Annotated in this window: 21 protein-coding genes; 2 read left to right on the top strand and 19 right to left on the bottom strand. The window is 40.7% G+C overall.

The genetic code is table 11. The features are described 5' to 3' along the window. Positions 1 to 5: 5 nt before the first annotated feature. The 10 genes from DWW85_RS02315 to DWW85_RS02270 all read right to left on the bottom strand — a co-directional run bounded on the left by DWW85_RS02315 (position 6) and on the right by DWW85_RS02270 (position 13463). Positions 6 to 830, bottom strand: coding sequence for a prepilin-type N-terminal cleavage/methylation domain-containing protein (locus tag DWW85_RS02315; protein ID WP_117807374.1), 825 nt, complete (start codon positions 828 to 830; stop codon positions 6 to 8). Positions 831 to 843: 13 nt separating this feature from the next. Continuing rightward, entirely contained in the window at positions 844 to 1350 is a 507-nt protein-coding gene (locus DWW85_RS02310) for a prepilin-type N-terminal cleavage/methylation domain-containing protein (RefSeq protein WP_021943481.1), read from the bottom strand. A gap of 11 nt (positions 1351 to 1361) precedes the next feature. Next, positions 1362 to 4193, bottom strand: a complete 2832-nt coding sequence (locus DWW85_RS02305) for a hypothetical protein (protein ID WP_117807373.1) — start codon at positions 4191 to 4193, stop codon at positions 1362 to 1364. A 3-nt stretch (positions 4194 to 4196) separates the two neighbouring features. After that, positions 4197 to 5540, bottom strand: a complete 1344-nt coding sequence (locus tag DWW85_RS02300) for a prepilin-type N-terminal cleavage/methylation domain-containing protein (RefSeq protein ID WP_117807372.1) — start codon at positions 5538 to 5540, stop codon at positions 4197 to 4199. 51 nt (positions 5541 to 5591) lie between these two features. Further along, positions 5592 to 6404: a hypothetical protein gene (locus tag DWW85_RS02295; RefSeq protein WP_117785446.1), complete on the bottom strand. Its 813-nt coding sequence runs from the start codon at positions 6402 to 6404 to the stop codon at positions 5592 to 5594. A 15-nt stretch (positions 6405 to 6419) separates the two neighbouring features. Next, the gene (gene pilM, locus DWW85_RS02290) at positions 6420 to 8039 is read right to left on the bottom strand and encodes a type IV pilus assembly protein PilM (protein WP_117807371.1); all 1620 of its coding nucleotides are present in this window, start codon (positions 8037 to 8039) and stop codon (positions 6420 to 6422) included. 585 nt (positions 8040 to 8624) lie between these two features. Continuing rightward, positions 8625 to 9029, bottom strand: coding sequence for a prepilin-type N-terminal cleavage/methylation domain-containing protein (locus DWW85_RS02285; protein ID WP_021943486.1), 405 nt, complete (start codon positions 9027 to 9029; stop codon positions 8625 to 8627). Positions 9030 to 9155: 126 nt separating this feature from the next. Then, positions 9156 to 10364 carry a type II secretion system F family protein gene (locus DWW85_RS02280; protein WP_117807370.1) on the bottom strand — a complete coding sequence of 403 codons (1209 nt, stop codon included), beginning with the start codon at positions 10362 to 10364 and terminating at the stop codon, positions 9156 to 9158. A gap of 194 nt (positions 10365 to 10558) precedes the next feature. Then, positions 10559 to 11647, bottom strand: coding sequence for a type IV pilus twitching motility protein PilT (locus DWW85_RS02275; protein WP_278286973.1), 1089 nt, complete (start codon positions 11645 to 11647; stop codon positions 10559 to 10561). 97 nt (positions 11648 to 11744) lie between these two features. Then, positions 11745 to 13463, bottom strand: a complete 1719-nt coding sequence (locus tag DWW85_RS02270) for an ATPase, T2SS/T4P/T4SS family (protein ID WP_117785448.1) — start codon at positions 13461 to 13463, stop codon at positions 11745 to 11747. 147 nt (positions 13464 to 13610) lie between these two features. Between DWW85_RS02270 and sigK the strand changes: the two genes are divergently transcribed. After that, a complete protein-coding gene (gene sigK / locus DWW85_RS02265) occupies positions 13611 to 14291 on the top strand; it encodes an RNA polymerase sporulation sigma factor SigK (protein WP_117807369.1) in 681 nt (226 codons plus the stop codon). A 1-nt stretch (position 14292) separates the two neighbouring features. Here the strand turns inward: sigK and DWW85_RS02260 are convergent, their stop codons facing one another. The 9 genes from DWW85_RS02260 to mtaB form a co-directional block, all read right to left on the bottom strand. Beyond that, positions 14293 to 15531, bottom strand: coding sequence for a U32 family peptidase (locus DWW85_RS02260; protein WP_117807443.1), 1239 nt, complete (start codon positions 15529 to 15531; stop codon positions 14293 to 14295). 108 nt (positions 15532 to 15639) lie between these two features. After that, positions 15640 to 16302 (bottom strand): O-methyltransferase, encoded by a 663-nt coding sequence (locus DWW85_RS02255; RefSeq protein WP_021943455.1) that lies wholly within the window; start codon positions 16300 to 16302, stop codon positions 15640 to 15642. Further along, positions 16299 to 16709 carry an endolytic transglycosylase MltG gene (locus DWW85_RS02250; protein ID WP_021943456.1) on the bottom strand — a complete coding sequence of 137 codons (411 nt, stop codon included), beginning with the start codon at positions 16707 to 16709 and terminating at the stop codon, positions 16299 to 16301. Before DWW85_RS02250 ends, DWW85_RS02255 begins: the two co-directional genes overlap by 4 nt. A gap of 61 nt (positions 16710 to 16770) precedes the next feature. Next, on the bottom strand, positions 16771 to 17106 hold the full coding sequence (locus DWW85_RS02245; protein ID WP_117785451.1) for a YlbF family regulator: 336 nt from the start codon (positions 17104 to 17106) through the stop codon (positions 16771 to 16773). 61 nt (positions 17107 to 17167) lie between these two features. Next, complete coding sequence (locus DWW85_RS02240; RefSeq protein WP_021943458.1) at positions 17168 to 18832, bottom strand: ribonuclease J; 1665 nt, start codon at positions 18830 to 18832, stop codon at positions 17168 to 17170. Positions 18833 to 18836: 4 nt separating this feature from the next. Then, positions 18837 to 19109 (bottom strand): DUF1292 domain-containing protein, encoded by a 273-nt coding sequence (locus DWW85_RS02235; RefSeq protein ID WP_117807368.1) that lies wholly within the window; start codon positions 19107 to 19109, stop codon positions 18837 to 18839. A gap of 18 nt (positions 19110 to 19127) precedes the next feature. Then, the gene (gene ruvX, locus DWW85_RS02230) at positions 19128 to 19565 is read right to left on the bottom strand and encodes a Holliday junction resolvase RuvX (protein ID WP_021943459.1); all 438 of its coding nucleotides are present in this window, start codon (positions 19563 to 19565) and stop codon (positions 19128 to 19130) included. Positions 19566 to 19620: 55 nt separating this feature from the next. After that, complete coding sequence (locus DWW85_RS02225) at positions 19621 to 19884, bottom strand: IreB family regulatory phosphoprotein (RefSeq protein ID WP_021943460.1); 264 nt, start codon at positions 19882 to 19884, stop codon at positions 19621 to 19623. Positions 19885 to 20036: 152 nt separating this feature from the next. Beyond that, on the bottom strand, positions 20037 to 21350 hold the full coding sequence (mtaB, locus tag DWW85_RS02220) for a tRNA (N(6)-L-threonylcarbamoyladenosine(37)-C(2))-methylthiotransferase MtaB (protein WP_117807367.1): 1314 nt from the start codon (positions 21348 to 21350) through the stop codon (positions 20037 to 20039). 113 nt (positions 21351 to 21463) lie between these two features. Here mtaB and DWW85_RS02215 point away from each other — a divergent pair, with 113 nt between their 5' ends. Further along, positions 21464 to 21700, top strand: a complete 237-nt coding sequence (locus DWW85_RS02215; RefSeq protein ID WP_021943462.1) for an HPr family phosphocarrier protein — start codon at positions 21464 to 21466, stop codon at positions 21698 to 21700. Positions 21701 to 21723: the final 23 nt, after the last annotated feature.

Here is a 21723-nt window from a genome sequence, read left to right as displayed (position 1 = left end):
CCTCCTTAATCCCATGTATGCTTTTTAAGCACATATGAATTTCGAATGCCAACAACACCATTTATCTTATAAGATGCCGCCGTTGTTGAATCTTCAAGTTCCAGTGTAATTGCAATACTGTCCTCGTCCGGATTGATCTGTAATTTGAAATCCTTTACATCCTTACAAAGAACAGTGCCATCTGCTTCACTTGCATCAGTGATTCTATCTGATTGCGGTGTTTTAAACACATAAAGCTTTTTTTCGGTCTTATCATATGTGATCGTACAGGTCGTGATAACACTGTCACCGTTACTCTGTAATGCAGATGCATAATCTACTTTCAGATATAACTTCCCAGAATCATCCGGAATAATATATGTCGTGTCATCTGTCGATGGTGATGTGACATCACCAAACGACTTCATATCTGCAATATCATAACATGGACCCTTTGGTGTAAGACCAGCTCCACCCGCTTTCTCGATATAAACAGTACGTCTTCCAATACCACCAGCAGAAATTAATTCACCTCCGCTGCCCTTTGTATCTGTATCATCCGGAACAATAAATACTCCGGAAACCGGGCTGTAAGATGTGACGCCCGCTGATGTAGTAGCCACATATGCGCTTCCCAATATCTTCACATCAGTCGCACCCATGATCATATCTGATATGGTATCATATGTTTCACCGGCTTCGTTCTGTATTTTCTTTCTATTTGTCATCTTTCTATTGGAGGATACCACTGTACCAACAAGTGAGGTTACCGCAACCATGAACACACTTAAAATTCCAATGTACAGTACTAATTCAATGAAAGTGAAACCTTTATTATTATTTTTCTTCACGCTTCACCCCTCCTCATGATCCTGTGTAATGGCTGCCTGTTGCCTGATTCAGTGTTACCTTTCCAACGGCATCATTGGATCCGTCCTTATAAAAGGTATATACACCACTTCCGGTTTTTACAGAACCATCTGACTTATTAAACTTAATGATCATAGATGAAACTTCACTTCCTGCGGAAGAACCATTATTTGAATAGTAAATCGTTACACGATCCAGAATCTCACGATCCTTTGAAGTATCTTCTGTGAAATCCGATCCATTCTTGCTCTTACCATATACCAGGTTATATTTTCCATCTACTTTTTCCAGTTTCATTGCCCAATCGCTTTCCTGTGTTTTTGTCAGGGACTGCAGAGTTGACAATTCCTGATTGAACGACTCCTTTGATGAAGTCGCACGAGCTGTCCGTATCGAAGAAATCGACACTGCCGCAAGTCCTGACATAACTGCGATGATAGCAAGAACAATAATCAATTCAACAAGGGAATATCCGGAATCATTTTTTATTTTTCTTATCATATTCACCCCTCCTACTCTACATTCTTCTTCCAGTTCTGGAATGCAAGAATGTCGCTATAAGAGATGTCTGATAAGCTTGAACCAGAAACCTCTGAATTGTTTTTATCGTCTACTTTAACATAGTTCTTTAAGATCTCTCTTGTGATCAGACTCAGATCTTCTACATCACTCTTGGAACACTCTTCCAGTACAGTTGCTGTAAAGGATGCGTCTGCTGAGATATCTACGCTGCTGTTACAGATAATCTTTGCACCTGATATGATCATTCCTCGGAATGACTTTACACTCTTATCAAATGTTACATTACCACCACAGATAACGATACCCTGTAAAGCACCATCAGCGGCTGTGGATTTTAATGTTACATCATTTGCATTGATGATAACAACTGCATTTGTCTCTGGCTCTACCTTGTTGATACTAAGATTTTTGGAGAAGATCTTATCATAATCAACATATTTGGTAAGAGGTGTCAGACTGTAGTTGTAATCAAATGTATCAAGGTTCTTTCCGTCAGATCCTTTGATCGGAGCGTATGTGTATGTACTTCCGTTCTTTGTATATCCGGCCACTTCCCATGCAGAAACATCTGTATCTGTATCATCCTTTTTATCTACTACAGACAGATGATCTTTCATATTGATATACATATAATTGATCTGATTGCTGACCTTCTCCTCTTTGCTAAGAGTGGTCTGATCACCAAGTGCCTCTGAATTCTTTTTAATATCTGCAAATGTATTATTATTCTCTGTAATACCCTTATTACCAAGTAACACTGAGAATGTCTTTGATCCTGTTGCATTTTTTAATGCTGTATCAACCTGCAGAGATGTATCTGCAGATGCCTTAACAAATAATGAATTGTCACTGTTCTGAGCAGTTACAGCTCCACTTGTTTTGATCTTGCTTCCATCCACATCACCATCTTTGCTTGGCAGAAGTAATTTAACTTCAAAATTTTCATAGTTAGCAACATTGTACAATTTCTTTTTCGTTTCATCGATGCCTGTGTTTAAGAGATCATAATACTTCTCTACAAACTCCTCAGCATCGTTTACTCCATCCTTATCTTTATCGCCATCCTGAATGTACAGATAATAATAATCATGTCCGGAAACTGTCTCCTTGATTGCTTCTACAATATAATTATTAGATGTGAGCTGTTTTACGAAATCAGTATACAGCTTGTTAATTTGGACATCATTTGAAAATGTCTTAGGGAACTTTAATGTTACATGTGTATAACCGTTCTCATCCACAACCTCAGTATTATCATACAGATCCCACTGTGTCAGGAAGATCAACTGATTGGACTTAACATCAAGAGACTGACCGGTTGAATAATCGTTTAATGCTGTGAATGCATAATCAGAATCTTTCGTAAGACCAAAGTTTTTTCTTTCTTTCTCATCTGTGATCGTATTTGCTGCGATCTTGGAGAATTCGATATAGGACTTACCTGCAATATACAGAGATTCCAGACTTGAAAGATCCAGAGTTGAATTCTTTCCATTGACAATGATCGCACTGTCACTGAAGTGTGATTTTAATTTGAATCCTGTTGCAAGGTTACCGGATGTACGAAGAAGGTTAATGCTTCTTACGTCATCTGCTGTATAGCTGTATCCAAAATAAGTTCCTCTTGTAAATGTAAGCTCAGATTTCTCTGCATTCAGCTCTGTATCATCATATACATAAGCATTTGCTGCCGCTTTGATCTGTCCGCCCTCATCACCTCCGATGATGATGTTATCGGTCCAGAGTTCTGATAACAGGGATGTACGTCCTGAAAGATTAATCTTCGCACCATCAAAAGCTGCGAGAGATCCTGAGTTAACGATAATATCGGAGTTCAGTGTCAGATTCGCTCTGTCACCCTGTACAAAGATACCGGAATATGCACTCTCATCTGTTGATCCCCATTTGGTTTCGACTGTACGGCTGTATTCATTTGTTACCTTTGTATCTGTTTTTCCGTTATAATCTTTATTGTAATAGTCAGAAGCAGTATAAATATTACCCTTTATATTTACTTCTGTATCTGCTGCTGTTCCGGATACCTGAAGTCCCATATCAGCAAGCAATGCATAATTATATAAGCTGTCACTGTTTGCACCTGCCATATCAAAAGAAACATTATATTCCGGTTTCTTTAATACAAGATCGGTTGTGATCGTCTGTACATAGGTTCCAGGTGCCATTGCTCCGCTTGCGGAATCTGTGCTGCTTAATGTAATCGTACGCTTTACACCAATATTTCTGAATGTAATCTCTTCGATATTATTCTCATCGATCGTATTGGCGCTTGCTACACCTGTAACTTTTCCATTCTTTCCAGCTACATATTTGATGTACTTTTCACGACCTTCTTTATCCTTGAATACAATTCTCAGATTGTCACAGGCAAGTGATACATCCGGATCTGTAATATAGCCCTTTAAGGTTTCGATCAGAGTTGGCATATTGCTGAATGTCTTATCTGATTTGATACCCTGCATAAAGAACTGCTTAAACAGATCATTCGCTTCATCTTCTGTCAGATTGTTATACTGACCATCCTTGTAATACACAACAATCTCAGCCGTTGTCGTATACGCGGAATACAAATGCTCATTTGTCGCTGCACCAATTCCGGCATATATCTCATCCATGGCTTTTTCAACACTGTAAAAGTTATTCAGGGAATTCAGCTTATAAAAACGAAGTTTATATGCCAAAAGAGTTCCCATTAACAATGCTGACACCAGTATGCTTAAGAAAGTTGCTGATACAATAACAAGGACAAAACTCGAGCCGCGGTTATCCGCTAATTTAAGCTTGTTTTTTAACTTTTTCAGCATCTCTTATTTCCCCCTTGTTCCTGATATTTCTGTCTTATTGCCATTACTGTCTGTCAATGTAACATGAATATCATACAGGTATGTTTCATCACTTGTATCATCTGATGTGTTCTTAACTTTAATAGCAGTTGTATCTGTTTCATCATACTCAGTTCCGAAGTTTGAATATGCCTCAATCTTTCCCTTGGTATCATCACCAGTGCGGTTCACATATACCTTAACAGAAGAAGGCGAACTTGTATGACTGGTGCTCTGGTAAACCAGACTGTCAATACTGCTTACGCCAAGTGTATCGCAAATAATCTCCTCATATTTCGGATCAATTGAAGCAATTGTTTCAAATAAGTAGATCTTTGCTTTTTCATCATCATCAAGTCCTGATGTCTCAACTCTGATATAATCATTATTACAATATACACCATTACATACTGCAGGTGCATATAACAGATAGATTGGAGGAAGTGTCTTGTATTCCTTCTGATATACAATTCCCTCTCCATATTTTCCATCCGGTTTATAGGTATCGCTTGCAATTCCATTCGCGTATGCCTTAATGATAGGATTAAACGATGGTTTATCCTGATATTCTACAAAACACTGTACCATATAACCGGATAAAGTCTTTGAAACCTTAATCGTGGTTGTTTTCTGGAACGAATCATTATCCAGATAGGTAGCACCGGACAGATACTGATTATATAAAACGGAATTTCCCTTTAAGATATCCACTTTCACATCTTTAAAATATGCCGCTGCCTGATTATCCAGACTGTTTCCTTCTATACCACTGGTTGCTCCCATATAGGTTGCTCCAGCAATGATCGCTGACTGCTTGTTATCAAGATTACGTACTGTACCAACACCTGATGTAAGGTGGACATACTCAGAACCGTCTTTCTTCAGGTCATTTGTATTGGCATCCCATACATATCCCTTTGTTGCAACTGCATGCGCAATATCATTTACAGTTACTGTGCAATCATACTTCTCGTATTCTCCCCCGAGCGATATTCCACTGCATGAATATGTATTAATGTGATAATCTACAGTTCCCGCACTTTCCGGGAGGGTATAAGTCTGTGTCTGGGAATCATCCAGACCAAACTCATAATTACCTGTAGAATTGCCATCAGGGATACTGATGGCACTTCCTTTCATATTTGCAGTTTTAAAGCTTTCCATGATCTCTTCAGCTTTTTCAATCGCATATTGTTTCTTTGTTGACTTCGTATTGACATTGATCGCTGAAATCAACTGGGCGGTAAGGGGAGCAATTAATATAGCAAATACTGCTACAGCTATGATTACTTCAATCAAGCTAAAGCCTTTGTTATTATTCTTTGCCATTCTTACTTCTCACTCCGTTCAAATCGAATCTACGGGTTGCAAGTCTACATCCTACTGATTGCTATCTGTAGTTGTAGTTGTCGTACTACTCTTTACGGTTGGATTTCCGAAAATATTATCTTTACCGGTCTGAACATTTACGTTAACCTGATCTGTGGTTCTGTCTCCACCTGTAACAGCATATTCAGAGAATGACATATCTCCTGTGTAATCACCAGTCTCCTCATCAAATGCGATTGAGATAGAGTCAACTGTCATACGGAAATCGCTCTTCTCGATGTAATCAACAACATCTTTAACAGACTGATAAGAACCTGAATATGTAACCGGGAAGCTTGCTGAATAGCAGTTGAAATTATTTTCTCCTGCTACTGCTGCAGTAGCATCTGTGCCAGCGGCTGCAGTCTCTGTTGTAGCTGCTGTTGTAGCTGCTGTAGTATTTGCATCTGTAGAAGCTGTTCCTGTTGCTGCACCATCTAATGTAGCATCACCAACAGCACCGGTTCCAAGTGTATAGAAGAGCTGTTCCTCTCCCATTGATACATCTGTGAAACGGAACTTATATTCGTCCTTGATCCCCTGTAAATACATGATTGTATTTTCCTGATAGATCTCTGATGGAAATTCTGCAAGGATTGCTTCATATTCTTTCTTATAGTTCTCTGTATCCTTGATGTACTGATCTCTGTTTACATCTTTTGCTTTCAGGCTGTTATAATAAACCTGCTGTTCATCCTTCTTTGAAACAAGCTCTTTACGGTCATCAAAATTGCTTAATGCCACAAATCTGATCGGCACAAATAAAATAACAACACCGAGTAAAAATAATAATAAATTTCTTTGTCCTTTTGTCATTGCATCCATGTTCTATGCCCTCCCTTACTCAGCTAATGTAGCATCTGTTTCAGTTGTATCAGCATCTGCCGCTGATGCGTCAACATAGATACACGTTACTGTGAAATCATATGTTATTTTACCTGTGTCTTCATCTACATTTTCTGTGATACTTCCAATGAATGAGTTATCAATACAGTCAATTTCTTTTAAGCTGATCGCAAGTCCTGCAATATCATCATATTCTGTTGCTGTTCCTGAAATTGAAACACCTGTTGAATCGGATTCAAATGCTGTGATATCAGTTCCCTTTGGCATCTTCTCTTCCAAAGCCGTGATAAATGTTACAACATTCTCATTCAAGTTCTTTGTGTAGCTGTACATGCTCATGGCATCAACATAAACGCTTTCTGCATTTTCATAATCCTTTACGATCGTCTCAATATCCTGAATAGAAGCGATCTTCTTATTTACATCATCCAGCTCTGTCTGTGCCTGATTCTTTAATACAAATGACACAGCCGTTAATCCGCCTGCCACTAACACAGCCAGGATCAGGAATGCAACTACCAGTGGAGTTGTATCCATCTGACCTTCCTTCTTGCCGGAAGCTCCGCCTTCTGAAATTGTGAATCCCATAGGTGCAAAAGCAGCACCGATTGGAACCATAAGGTATACAGGATTATATATCTTCAAATCAATCTTTGGGTCAAATTTGATATTGAATAAACTGTCCATAACTCTTGTTGAAACATTGAGCTGTACCTTGAAAAGACCATCAATTCCCTTGATCAGGGCGCCATCACCTGTCAGGAATACATCATCGATCGGCTTATCAGGATTCTTTGATGCAAAGAAATCCATTACACGGCCAATGTTGTTGATCAGGTAACGGAAAGATCCTGTGATCGCATTATCATCAAAATCAACCGTGATCAGTCTTTCATTCTGGAGTAATGTCATTGCTGTTGTAGCATCAACACCCTTTGCATCCATTACTTCATTTACAACAACATTGGTACCATATGGTACAGTTCTCTGTAACAGAAGGATATCTCCTTTTACGATATTAAGTACAGTAGATTCGCTACCTAACTGGATTACCATAGTCGTCATGTTCTCGCTGGTCTGTGTTTTGATCAACTGCAACATGGCATTTCCAATGTAATCAAGAGCAACTACCTTCAGTCCTGCAAGTGCTGCAACTTCATAATATGAACGAACCATACTGGTTGGTGCTGCAACTGCAAGAACTCTTAACTGTTTGTTATTTTCTTCATCAGTAACTGTCTCTAATACAGAATGGGATACTGTGTAATCCTCTATATTAACAGGGAAATACTCTGATGAGTTCGCATTAATAATTCCTTTAATTTTGTTTTCCTTAACGAAAGGTACAAGAACCTCTCTGTTAACGATCTTTGTAGAGGTAAGAACGAATATTGCGTTCTTGTTAGTGATTCCGTTTGCAGCAAGCTGTGATTTGATCGCCTCTGCAATTCTTTCCTTGTCTCTAATGAAACCATCTTCATAAGCATCTTCCGGTGTCTCGAAGATGATGGCATTATGAACTGTGGAAGTCTTTTTTTCAGAAGCTGTTACTTCTGTAATAGTAATACTTTCATTTGTGATGTCGATTGTTAAGACTTTGTTATTACTCGCCATTTTAAATAGCCTCCCTCGCTAATCAGTAGTTTTTTGTGGAATATGTATATTCCAATTGCCTGAGTACCAGCCTACAAGCTGTTCACCCCACTTAAAATAAAATACAATATGCCTGTATGTACAGGCTGAAAGGTAAACAATCTGTCACCTTTAATCATAAGCACACGGATGATTGACCCGTTCATCTTTCATGCCTATTTTTCAGTTTCCAGCTTCTTTTGTAAGCCGGCTGCCGCCATTAGTTCAATGCCGTTGTCATTCGCGTTTCTTCTTTCTACATTTATTCGTTTCAGACACAAACAATATAAAACCGCTGACTGCAAAATAGTCACTCGTATGTTATATAAATCTCTTCTTATTATATAAAGCTTATATAAAACGTGTGACCATGAAAGAGATGCCAACATGCATATTTTTCATACATGTTGACGTTCCATGTTGTTAGACAATTTTGAAGGGCGACAAACAAGATCGAAAAACGAGGATTCTTACCAACTTATTCATCACCCTTCTGATGTCTGACTGATGTAATGATTATCTGTTTAACATCAGATCCTTACATCTGTTCACTATGCCCGCCTTTTATTATGGCTGAGGTGAAACCTGCTGAGAACCAGCTTTAACGATAACTGTGTTACCAGCTACATTGATATCAACTGTGAATTCATTTCCTTTGTCGAAGTACTTTGAAGTAATTGTGCTGTTACCAAGAATGCTGCTGATCTCTGTGCTGAATGCACCGTAGCTTGACTTCAGGTCTGAAACGCTTGCGCCTGTAACGCCTGTTCCGATTGCAACCATTGCATCTTCATCTGACATAGCTGTCTGACATGCTGTACGGATTGTATCAGCATTTGAAATATCAGCACTTCTTCTTGACTTGTTGATGTACTTGATAAGGGCTGGTGCAAGAGCACCTGCAAGAATTGCCATAATAGCGATTACGATAATTAACTCTACTAATGAGAAACCTTTGTTGTTCTTCTTCATAATTGTTCTCTCCTTTTAAATTGATATTCTTTGTTGTTTGTTGATGCATCTTTCGATGCTATATTAAAACCAGCATCCTCGTACTGCCGGATCTAATCAATACTATAATATGTAATAGGACTTGTATTAGTACTGGTCAAGTGCACTGTACATACTCATGATAGGACCGTATACAGCCGCAACGATCATTCCTACGATACATGCAAGGACTACCATAATCAATGGTTCCATCGCTGCTGTCAGCTTGTTTGTTGCCTCTTCTACTTCTTCATCGTAGTAGTCAGCAACCTTACTGAGCATCTCCTCAATATCACCGGTTTCTTCACCGATCTTTGTCATGGCAGAAAGCATTGGGGGAAGCATTTCCATATCCTTTAATGGCTTGGAAAGTGGAATACCTTTTGCTACCTGCGTCTTGGCATCTAACAGACCATCGCGGATGATCTTGTTATCCATCATCTTTGCCACCTGTTCAACAGCATCGATCATGGAAATACCGGATGCCATCAGTGTACTCATTGTTCTTGCAAATCTGGAACATGCTGACTTGATCGTCAGGTTACCAAAAATCGGCATCTTGATCGCCATATTCGCGAAAAGCTGTTCGCCAACAGAACTTCTCTTGAATGCCTTGCAGCCAACAACGATAGCTGCAACGATGATGATCAGCAGCCACCACTTATGTATAATGAAATTACTTGCCGCTACCATAATTCGTGTTGCCAGCGGAAGCTGTGTTCCCATCTCCGCAAACATACTTGAGAAGTTAGGGATAACCATTACCATTACCACGATTACTACGATGATCATAACGATGAACACTACGATAGGATATGTCATCGCACCCTTGATCTTCGCCGATAACGCATTATCTTTTTCAAAGTGCTCTGTCAGTCTGTCGAGGCAGACCTCCAAGTTACCGGATAACTCTCCGGCTGCGACCATGTTGATCATGATCGGTGGAAATACCTCTGAGTTTACACGAAGTGCATCTGCAAGCGTTCCACCCTTTTCAACATATGTCTTTGCATCCATAACTGCTCTCTGCAGTGTTTTGTTTTCTATCTGGTCTCCCATCAGTTCCAGTGCTGATATAATCGTAACACCAGCTCTTATAACTGCTGAAAACTGTTTACAGAAGACTGCCAAATCTTTTGATTTTACCTTCTTCTTAATCAAACCCCCTGAAAATGGACTGTTCTGCTCTGTCAGGCTCATGATCGCATAACCATCTGCCTTCAGCTTCTTCTCCGCTCCATCTCTGTTCGGGGCCTCAATGGTACCTTTTTTATTCTTACCATTTTTGTCAACAACCTTGTAGTTAAATACTGCCATTGTTTCTCCTCCGACCCTGTCATATTTCTTCTTTTTTGTAATAGTTTTCTACTATTACCAGCTAAAAGTGCACGTAAATTCACGGACTTTTACATATACTATACTTGTTATATTACTATATTTCTCAACCACATTCAATAATTTCTTATGATTGCAGTTTTTTTTGTAAGAATTGCACAAAAGGATTGTACATCTTATTGTCCGTTGATCTTCTTTCTGAGATACTGCTGATCCTGTGCATATGTCATAGCCATCTCTCTGGTGATCGTGCCGGACGAGAACAGATCATACAATGCATCATCCATTGTGATCATTCCGAGCTGTCTGCTGGTCTGGATCGTCGACTGGATCTGATGTGTCTTCGCTTCTCGTATCAGGCTCCGAATCGCCGGTGATGCAAGCATTACTTCAAATGCTGCAACTCGTCCCTGTCCGTTCGCTGTCGGAAGCAGTGACTGGGAAATAACACCTTCCAGTACCATTGCAAGCTGTACTCGTACCTGTTGCTGCTGGTTTGTCGGGAAGATATCGATAATACGATCGATCGTACTTGCCGCACCGATCGTATGCAGAGTCGAGAATACCAGGTGTCCGGTCTCGGCTGCAGTGATCGCTGTTGAAATCGTTTCAAGATCTCGCATCTCTCCTACAAGAATAATATCAGGATCTTCACGGAGCGCTGCACGAAGAGCATTCGCATAACTGAGTGTATCCATACCAACTTCTCGTTGATTAACGATTGCCTTGTTGTGATGGTGAATATACTCGATAGGATCCTCCAGTGTAATGATATGATCGGTCAGGTTTTCATTTGCCTTATTAATAATAGAAGCAAGTGTTGTTGATTTACCGGAACCGGTAGGTCCTGTTACAAGTACCAGACCCCTTTTTCTCTTGTATAATTCAACAACCTCTCTCGGAATACCGAGCTGATCCGGTCTTGGAATCTGTGTTTCTACTCGTCTGTATGCCGCAGCCATATTACCACGATCCATATATACGTTTACACGGAAACGACCGGTTTCTGGTGAATCGAATGAGAAATCGACTTCACCTCTATCTTTTAAAATTGCTACATGTCTCTCTTTCATCGTTGCTCCGATTGCTTCAGCCGCATCAGCCGGTGTAAGCGGAGGAACTTCAACTTCTGTCAGTCGTCCATTGATTCTGAGTTTCGGTGGTATGCCTACGGCAATATGTACATCCGACGCTTTTGCCTCAACCGAGAATGCCAGGAGCTCTTTCATATCCAGCATACTGTTTCCTTCCTTTCTTTGTTGCATTCATAATTTCAATTTTATTTTTACAGAGCCTGATCACATATTCTTCTCTGCTAAAAATCTTTTTCATCCATGCCGGTTTATCACCGGACCGGATCTTTTAATATTCATCACCTGTTGTATATACGATCTTCTTCATCTCTGACATGGAGGTGATTCCATTCAGCACATGTTTGGCAGCACCCATCTTCAGAGTAAGCATACCTTCTGCAAGTGCCTGTTTTTCAATCTTATCCGCTGTCGCTCCGGTCGAGATAACCGCCTGCAGCGCTTTGGATACCGGCATCATCTCATATACACCGATTCGTCCTGAATATCCTGTATCATTACACAACGGACAGCCAGACGGCTCATAGATGATAACATCTTCTTCATCCTCCGGCACACCGAGTACTATTCTCTCTTCATCTTCTACGAGACGAGGCTGTTTGCAGGTTGGGCACAGTCTTCTTACAAGTCGCTGGGCAATAACACCTACAACCGCATCACCTACAACATAAGGTTCGATTCCCATATCTTCCAGACGGGTGATCGTACTTGCTGCTGAGTTTGTATGGAGTGTTGATACAACCAAGTGTCCTGTGATAGCGGCCTGAACCGCGATCTGAGCAGTCTCACCATCTCGAATTTCTCCGATCATTATGATATCCGGATCCTGACGAAGAATGGATCTTAAGGCTGCTGCGAATGTCATATCTGCTTTATTATTTACCTGTACCTGGTTAATACCATTGATATTCGCCTCGACAGGGTCTTCTACTGTGATAATGTTTACATCCTCTTTGTTCAGCTCACTTAAGGATGTGTACAGTGTCGTTGATTTACCGGAACCGGTAGGTCCTGTTACAAGGATGATTCCGTGTGGATTACTCAGGATTCCATCAAATACCTTGATCTCATCCTCATCCAGGCCAAGTCCGCTCTTCGGTTTTGTAAGTCCGTCCTTGGAGGTAAGTCGCATAACCGTCTTCTCTCCATATACAGTCGGAAGGATAGATACACGGACATCAAACTCTCTACGATCTACAAAGATCGTGATACGACCATCCTGTGGTTTTCTCTTTTCTGCAATATCCATACCACCGATGATCTTGATTCGGGCTGTGATACCCGCAAGAATACTTAAGTCGTAGGACATAACCTGTTTTAATGCACCATCGATCCTGTAACGGACACGAACACTGCTTTCCAATGCCTCAATATGAATATCGGACGCCCTCTGTCGAACTCCACCTTCTATGATCTGTTTTACAAGCAGAACGATAGGAGAATTATCTATATCTTCATTTACTTCATCTTCATCTCCGCCGCCAAGTGCATCCGCCTGTTCCTGACGATACATCTCAGCCGCTTCCATTGCTTTGGAGCTTCCGTAGTACTTGCCGATGGCATCATTGATCTGATCCTCTGTTGCAAGCATAGGCTCCACCTGCATATTGGTTACAAGCCCAATATCATCGATCGCATTGATATCCATCGGATCTGACATGGCAAGTTTTAAAATATTCGGGTTATCCGGATCGATCTCGATAGGAATAACTTTATATTTTGCTACCATATTCTCCGGAACCAGATGAAGCACCTTTTCTTCTATCTTTGCTCCCTTTAATTCTATGTAATCAATGCCAAGCTGCTGTGTCAGAAGCGTTATCAGAATCTCATTACTGATCATACCAAGATCAACAAGAACATTTCCGAGTTTTCCGCCATTCTCTTTCTGATATGCCAGAGCCTCCTGTAACTGTTCTTCTGTAATAGCTCCTGCCGCTACGAGAATATCACCTATTCTAATCTTTTTACGACCCATTCCTAATCGCATACCGGTCTGTCCCTCCTACATTTCTGAAATATACAAGCATCACTTACAGAGTATAGCACAATCTAATAAAAAATTAAACATTTTGAACAGAATTTAGTCAATTTTTTTTAATTTTTTTCACATTTTACCAATTTTATTTTTTGGGATATGCACTTTTTCCACATTTTAATCATAAAATATATACAAATCGCTAGGGGTCTATTTTCTATGCAGGCATTTAAAAAACCCCTTTTACCGGATCAGGAAGAATATTATCTGAAATTATGCAGGGCAGGGGATGCCGATGCACGCCGGATTCTGATTGAATCCAATATGCGTCTGGTCGCCCATATTGCAAAAAAATACATTGGAACCGCCGACAATGATGATCTGCTCTCTGTCGGAACCATCGGTCTTATCAAGGCGATCGATTCCTACGACCATGCCAAAGGCAACCGTCTGGTCACATACGCTTCCAGGTGTATCGACAACGAGCTGCTCATGATGCTCCGTCACTCCAGAAAATACGCCCGCGAAGTCTCCCTGTTTGAACCGATCGGTACCGACAAAGAAGGAAATGAGATCAATCTGATCGACATCATCAGTCAGGATGAAGCAACCATTCTGGATTCTATGGTGCATACTTACCACATAAACCGTCTTCCATACTGTCTGAAGCACTGTCTGTCCGAGCAGGAAGCCAGCCTTATCATCCGTCGTTATGGTCTATACGGTCACCCTCCACGCACACAGAAAGAGATTGCCAGCCAGATGGGGATTTCCCGTTCCTATGTCTCCAGGATCGAAAAACGGGCATTACAGAAGATCCGCAGGCAGCTTGAAGCCTGACCTATTCCGAAAGCTCCTGCCGTCTGAGTATCATTCCCGCTGATACCGGGCGGTCCAGCTTTACATACAACTGCATCTTGGGATGCGGTGCTGATTCCATCGGTTCCATCCGGTCATTGTAGATCTCCTCAACCCGGCAGACCGTATTGGTTCCATCAAAGTTCATACATTCTATCTCTTCTCCGACCGAGAATTTGTTTTTCTGTTCAAATGCAACCAGTCCGTCCTCTGTAACCTCCTGTACATTGCCTATATAAGTACAGTTTTTAATATATGTGTTATTATCATAGATCTGAGAATCCTGATCTGTTTTTCCAAAATAAAATCCAGTTGTAAACTGACGGTATGTGCATTTTGCAATTTCTGATTTATAATATTCCATATTTGACCGGTACAGCTCCGGGGATTCCATATAGTCATCAATTGCTTTACGATAGGTTCTTGCTACCGTTGCAACATATAGTGCCGTTTTCATTCTTCCCTCAATCTTAAAGCTGTCAATTCCGGCATCGATCATTTCCGGGATATGCTCAATCATACAAAGATCTTTGGAATTAAAAATATAAGTACCCCTGTCATCTTCATTGACCGGCATGTACTCGCCCGGTCTTGTTTCCTCTACAATGTGATACTTCCATCTACATGGATGTGTACATGCTCCATGATTTGCATCTCTGCCTGTAAAATAACTGCTGAGCAGGCAGCGTCCGGAATAGGAAATGCACATTGCTCCATGCATAAAGGACTCAATCTCCATATCCTCCGGAATATGTTCTCTGATCTGTTTAATCTCCACAAGTGACAGCTCTCTGGCTGTGACCACTCGTTTTGCCCCCATATTATACCAGAAGTTATACGTCAGGTAATTCGTGTTATTTGCCTGGGTGCTGATATGAAGTTCCATATCAGGCATGGTTTCCTTTGCCAGCATAAAAATACCCGGATCTGATACCAGAACCGCATCGACACCGGTATCCTTCAACTGTTCAAAATATGCCTTCATTCCTTCAACATCATAATTATGTGCAAATATATTTGCTGTCACATATACCTTTGCATTCTTTGCATGCGCATATTTCACAGCCTTTTTCATTTCTTCAATCGAAAAATTATCTGCTTTTGCACGAAGTCCATATGCCTGTCCGCCAATATAGACTGCATCCGCACCATAATCTACTGCAACCTTTAATACCTCAAGACTACCTGCCGGAACAAGCAGTTCCACTTTACGTTCTGCCATATCTTTCAAAACCCTCTTCTTTTCTTTCCGTACAGATGGCATCACCTTTTAGTCTGTTGCCATCCGCCTGTTAATATCTTCTTGTTTTTTCATTGATCCACTACTTTTTCAATGATCCTTTTTATCAGCCGTTTTTTTCACCGATAGGCTCATTCCATCTCCTATATTCAGGATGGCTGTATCCAGCCGTTCATCATGCTTTAATTCATACAGATATTCCCGCATTCTGGCATGAATTGTCCGGTTTCTTCTGGTTACTGCAAACCGCGATTCCAGTACATCTCCATCCTGCAGCACATTATCACATAGCAGGATTCCTTCCGGCGCAAGTAAAGGAACCACCTTCTGGAAAAAGCTTCCATACTGACCTTTTGCAGCATCCATAAAGACCAGATCATATTGATCCGACAATGTCGGCAGGATCTCATTTGCATCTCCCTCTAACAGAGTGATCTTCTTTTCTGCACCTGCCAGCTTTATATTCTCTTTTGCCCGATCAATTCTCGGCTGATAGTTTTCAATTGTTGTGATATGTCCACCCTCTGCAATAAACCTGCTCATAAAAATAGCAGAAAAGCCTACCGCAGTTCCTATCTCCAGTATATTTACCGGTTTCTTCATTCTCAGAAGAAGCCTGATAAATTCTCCGGCCTCTCTTCGTATGATAGGAACCCCCTGCTCTTCTGCTTCTTTTCTGATAGCAGTTATTGCATCATCATAGTCATTGTTGAATGAATTTATGAAGGATGCAATTCTCTCATCTGTTATCATTTATTATCTCCACTTTTCTTACTGTCACTATCCAGAGTTCCACCTGTTATGATCGTTATGATCTCATCATTTGTATAACTTGGTGCGATCTCATATGTTCCAGGTTTTATCTTTGCTGCATAAGATCCGATTCGGATACGCACCATCAGTGCATATGCATTTTTTACAACTCCGGCATCATCCAGAGTCTCGCATACATCCTTGATCGAAGAATCCGGCAGAACTGTGACTGTGACTACCTTTGTATCAGATTTATCCTTACAGCTATTGCTGGCAAATACATCATAGGCAAAGCTAAAGCCAAACGCAAACACTTTCACAAGTATAAACAGGATAAATACATTTACCAGTAAGCCTATCGCAAACCGCAATATCCGTTTCATTGTTACAGCACTATCTATAGCCATATCTGTTCTCCTTATCTTACGGTGTCCATCCAGACACTTCTCGTAACTGTTTTATCATATCCTACTGCTTTATGTCAACATCCAGACCATCTGCAATCTCATCATACATCGTTTTCAACATCCTGCACAGCTTTCGTTCTGCCCGAAGGAAATCATTCACGATCGTGTCGTGAACGATTGCGTCATACTCCTCAAACAGTGCAACCACCTCATCGTATGGATTATCCACAGAGCCACGGTTCTGGATCTCTGAATTTCTTTTCTTGAATTCATTCAGTCCCCGGAGAAGATCCGGATGTTCATACAGCCGTTCACGGCAGGTCAGATAATTTCTGTAGAATTCTGACTCCTTTATCGTTTCATTCAGTTTTTTGCTGAGTTCAACAACATCACTCATGTCTGTTTCCTCTTTTCTTCTTAACCTGCATCTGTGCATGGACACTATTTTTCAGGACAATTTATACTTCGGTAATGATTGGAAGGATCATCGGGCTTCTCTTCGTCCGCTTCCAAAGGAATTCACTTAAGGAATCCTTGATGGTTGTCTTGATCTTGCCCCAGTCGGTAATATTCTTCCGCAGGCATTTCTCCAGTGCTTCTTCTACTACGGCACGGCAGTCTTCCATCAATGTTTCCGATTCTCTGACATATACAAATCCACGGGAAACGATATCCGGTCCTGCAATCAGGTTATTGCTGTATTTATCGAGTGTCACTACGATGATCAGAAGACCATTCTGCGACAGAAGCTGTCTGTCTCTTAAAACGATATTTCCAACATCTCCAACTCCAAGTCCGTCAACAAAGACTCCCTGTGCAGGAACTTTTCCGGTTACTTCCAGTTTATCCTCACTGACTTCCAGAACATCTCCTGTTGTCAGGATCTTGATATTCTCTTTTGGAATACCCATCTCCTGTGCCAGCTCTGCATGGCGCTTCAGATGTCTGTACTCACCATGTACTGGTATCGCATATTTTGGTTTTGTGAGTGCATAGATCAGCTTCAATTCCTCTCTGCATGCATGTCCGGATACATGTGTATCTTCAAAAATTACATGAGCACCTTTCATTTCCAGCTCATTGATCACCTTGAATACCGCTTTTTCATTACCAGGGATCGGGTGCGAACTGAATATGACCACATCTCCCGGCATGATAGAGATCTTATTATGGATCGATGCTGCGATCCTTGATAAGGCAGCCATGTTTTCACCTTGGCTTCCTGTCGTGATCAGAACCAGCTTCTCATCCGGATAATTCTTGATCTGGCTGATATCGATCAGCGTGTTGTCCGGTATATCAATATATCCGAGTTCAGAAGCTGTACTGATGATATTCACCATACTTCTTCCTTCGATGATTACTTTTCTGCCATATTTATATGCCGAATTGATAATCTGCTGCACACGATCTACATTCGATGCAAATGTAGCAATAATAATACGATGATTCTGATTATCATTGAACAGATTATCAAAGGTTCTTCCTACTGTCTTTTCTGACTTTGTAAAGCCCTCACGTTCTGCATTTGTGGAATCTGCCATCAGTGCCAGAACGCCTTTTTTTCCAAGTTCCGCAAAACGTTGGAGATCGATCATGTCTCCAAATACCGGTGTATAATCAATTTTGAAATCTCCGGTATGGACAAGCAGTCCTGCCGGCGTATAGATCGCCAATGCTGCGGAATCAGCAATCGAATGGTTCGTCTTAATAAATTCTATCCGGAATTTTCCAAGAATGATATTCTGTCCATATTTTACAACCTTACGTCTGGTGTTGTTCATCAGATTATGTTCTTTCAGTTTATTCTCGATCAGTCCCATCGTAAGCTTTGTTGCGTAAATCGGCATATTGAGTTCTTTCTCAATGTAAGGAATGGCTCCGATATGATCCTCATGACCATGGGTAACCACAAGTCCTTTGACTTTGTCCGCGTTTTCCTTAAGGTAAGTGACATCCGGTATTACAAGATCGATTCCTAACATATCGTCCTCAGGGAATGCCAGACCGCAGTCAATGACTATAATAGAGTCCTCATACTCTATTGCAGTAATGTTCATTCCAATCTGTTCCAATCCGCCCAATGGAATGATCTTTACTGCATCACTATTCAATTTTTTCAATGTTCTATACCTCCAAATCTACGTCCTCTAGCAGTTCTTCAAATATCTTCATAACTGCTTCTAATTCTTTGTCATCTTCAACGATATCAAACGCTGCCATCTCACCTTCACTGTCTGAAGCATTCTCCTTCAGGATCAGGAAAGAACCATCATCCTCATCGTCTCCATCTTCTGTAACAAGCAGGTAATTCACTCCGCCAAGAGTTGTCTGCTCCATAACAGAAAAAACAACCTCATTGCCATCTTCATCTGTAAATACTATGCTGTCGTTTTCCATTCTGTTTAATCCTTTCGACTATTCTGTCTGCCCTTCATGAGCCTGACTATCAAGATAATTCTGCAAAATAACCGCAGCAGCCATCTTGTCCACATACTGCTTCCGGTTTTCTCTTCTGACTCCGGTATCCATTAAAATCCGTTCTGCTTCTACCGTAGAGAGTCTTTCATCCCACAGGATCACTTCCAGGCCTGTCCTGCGTTCCAGATCTTCTTTAAACTGTTCGGTCGCTTCTGCCCGTTCTCCAATCGTATTATTCATATTCTTCGGATATCCGAGAACGATCCGTTCCGCCTGATATTCTTCAATGATACTCTCTATTCTCGCAAGTGTCTGTCGAAGCTTGTTTGCTGATTTTCTTTCTATTGTTTCAAGTGGCTGTGCCGTGATCATCAGCGCATCACTGACCGCAACTCCTACTGTCTTTGTTCCGTAGTCCAATCCAATTATCCGCATACTCTTATCCTGTTCTTCTCTCTACCTGATTCGATTATTCTGATGCACTCTTCATCTACTTGATCAGATTATTCTTGATGTAATCTTCAAACAGAACTTCAATGATCTCATCCCGTTCTGCCTTCATGATCAGACTTCTTGCATTCTTATAGCTGGTGATATATGTAGGATCTCCACTCATAATATAACCAACAAGCTGGCTGACCGGATTATATCCTTTTTCTGTCAAAGCCTCATAAACCTGTCCAATGATCTGTGTTACATCTATTGTATTATCTTTCAGTTGTGCAATATGTTGTGTATTTTCTCTATTATTCATATACTCACATCCTTACTTTTATCAAGTGCCATCGGCATCTTTGCAAAAAAATCTTACCCTATAATAATATAAAATCACGCAAAATTCAACCTAAAGCCGCATATTTGTATATGTTCCACGCAATTCATGCATAATTTTCCCCCACCGGCTGTCTATTCCATGCCATATGGAATCTGCACTATATGATTGATGATATCCACTTCTCGTCCACAAATCCTATGCATACATTCTTTCTCTACAAAAATATCTATATAGCGTTCTGTATGTCCACGGTATCCGTCTTTTCCATTTCTCCGGACTTTTTCTTCAATCAGAACCTCCAGAGTTTCTCCCCGAAAAGAAGCTTCATATGCATGTTTGTTCTTTTCAGATAATGCCAGCAGCACATCGCTCCTCTGATTCTTGATCTCCGGTCCGATCTGATCCCTCATACCGGCCGCAACCGTTCCCTGTCTCGGTGAAAATTTAAATATATGCATTTCATACAGATTAAGTTTCGTCAGGTAGTCAACCGTTTCCTGAAATTCTTCATCCGTTTCTCCCGGAAAGCCTACGATCACATCTGTTGTCAAAGCCGGGCGGTCAAATGCCTTACGAAGCATCTCACATTTTTCAAAGTATTCTTCACAAGTATATTTCCGGTTCATCCGTTTCAATACTGTATTGCAGCCACTTTGCAGGCTTAAATGGAAATGCGGACATACCTTTTTATTATCCACAATACGATCTATAAATGTATCTGTAATGATACCCGGTTCCAGAGAACCAAGACGGATCCGTTCAATTGATTCAATTTTTGAGATTGCGTCAATTACATCTGCGAGTCCTACCTCATTTTCCTTATCATTGCCATAAGATGAGATATGGATACCTGTCAGAACAATCTCTTTTACTCCGGTCTGTGCCAGACGTTCTACTTCTTCTGTAATCGATGCAAGCTCCCGGCTCCGGATTCTTCCTCTAACGTACGGAATAATACAATAAGAGCAGAACTGGTTACATCCATCCTGAATCTTCACATATGCCCGTGTATGTTCTAAGGTACTGTTGATCGTAAGCGGTTCATATTCCTTTTCTGCCGCAATATCGAGCATGCCTTCGTCCGTCACTCCGATCTCCAGATAGTCTTCAAGGATCTGCACAATGTCCTTCTTTTTATTATTTCCGATGATAATAGATATCCTGTCATCTTCCATCAGCTTATCTTTTGCCGCCTGCACATAACAGCCCGCTGCTATTACAACCGCATCCGGATTCAGCTTCTTGGCTCTGTGTATCATCTGTCTGGACTTTTTATCTGCCATATTGGTAACAGAGCATGTATTTATCAGATACACATCTGCTTTTTCTTCGAAGGAAACAGCCGTCATACCAGCCTCTTTTAAGAGTTCGATCATACCATCTGTCTCGTATTGATTTACCTTGCAGCCCAGTGTCAGAGGGGCTACTGTTTTTCCCTTCAACATTCCTTATTTTTCCTTTCTTATTATTGACTTTTCCCTCTCCAAAAGATATTATAAATATATAAACATCCGCGGTCATTATGACTCCGGATAATCTAACTTTTAGGAGGGCAATCATGAAAGCATTAATGGTTTCTTTAAATTCAATCGATAAGGTAAAAGCATTCTGCAATGAAATTGCAAAATTCGACGCAGAATTCGACCTCATCTCAGGACGTTATGTTATTGATGCAAAATCAATTATGGGTATATTCAGCCTTGATATTTCAAAGCCAATTGAATTAAACATTCACGCTGATGACAAGGATCTTGCTGATATTCTTGCAGCAATCAAGCCTTACGTTGTTGAATAATCATAACCGCCTATTTGCATACA

The sequence above is a fragment of the Clostridium sp. AF17-21AC genome (assembly GCF_003461365.1).
GTDB lineage: Bacteria > Bacillota > Clostridia > Lachnospirales > Lachnospiraceae > Coprococcus > Coprococcus ammoniilyticus.
This window is presented reverse-complemented; position numbering and strand designations above follow the sequence as displayed.